Origin of the sequence: Pseudoalteromonas sp. Z1A6, assembly GCF_011378745.1 — a bacterium.
Taxonomy (GTDB): domain Bacteria; phylum Pseudomonadota; class Gammaproteobacteria; order Enterobacterales; family Alteromonadaceae; genus Pseudoalteromonas; species Pseudoalteromonas arctica.
In genome coordinates this window covers 1-790 of the sequence record NZ_WTKW01000670.1, presented here as the reverse complement: position 1 = coordinate 790, position 790 = coordinate 1, and the positions used below count along the sequence as shown (strand labels likewise).

Genomic DNA, 790 nt, shown 5'->3' with positions numbered 1-790 from the left:
TAGCCATGTATTTAGTTTGAATAAAGGTAGTTTATTAAACCTATTCACTAGATGGCTTTATAAGCTTTTATCGCCTTTCCTGACTTTTTATGTTTAATAATAGCTTTAGAAGATTCGTTTTTTGCACCATTCGCTGTTACTAAAATAGTGTTGATACGAAGCTGAATTAATTCTAATTGCTCTGCACTTGGGCCGCCGCTGCTTTCGCACCATTGCTTTAGTTTAGTATTTAAAGTGTCTAAAAGAGGCTGAGCTTCGTCTGCATTATTATCATTTACCAACACTTCAATGTTACTAAGTAATGCTTGTATCTGCTCAGCATGGCTTATTGGTGTTTGCGAATCCATAATTAAAATTAAACCGCAGGGTTGCGTTGATCTAGTGGGATATTATCCCAACCTTCTTTAATTTCTTTAACTATACTTGATACTTCAGTAATTGCTTCAATATCGTTATGTAGGTTAGCTTGCGTTAAGCGACGTTGGCAGTAATCGTAAAGTGCCAATAAATTGTTAGAAATACTAGGGTCTTGTTCTACTTCTAAATTAAGTGCATCTTGCAGTGCACCAAATAACAAAATACATGCTGAAATATTTTCACCTTTTTTTGCTATTTCTTTGCGCTCAATAAAGCCCTTTGTTGCAGCTAAACGACCAATAATATTACTGAATATAAGGTTTATTTGTTCGTAAGGTGCCATTTCGGCAATGCTGCTAGCACGAACTTGACTGTATTTTTTTACTGAGACATGAGCCATGGGAAAATCCTAAAATTTAAAACGATAAAATTA

The 790-nt window shown here is 34.7% G+C and carries 2 protein-coding genes; both read right to left on the bottom strand.

Going from position 1 to position 790, the window contains the following annotated elements:
* Nucleotides 1-47: 47 nt before the first annotated feature.
* Nucleotides 48-347, bottom strand: a complete 300-nt coding sequence (locus GQR46_RS20255) for a hypothetical protein (protein ID WP_165742327.1) — start codon at nucleotides 345-347, stop codon at nucleotides 48-50.
* 8 nt (nucleotides 348-355) lie between these two features.
* Complete coding sequence (fliS, locus tag GQR46_RS20250; protein WP_101162758.1) at nucleotides 356-757, bottom strand: flagellar export chaperone FliS; 402 nt, start codon at nucleotides 755-757, stop codon at nucleotides 356-358.
* Between the last annotated feature and the right edge of the window lie 33 nt (nucleotides 758-790).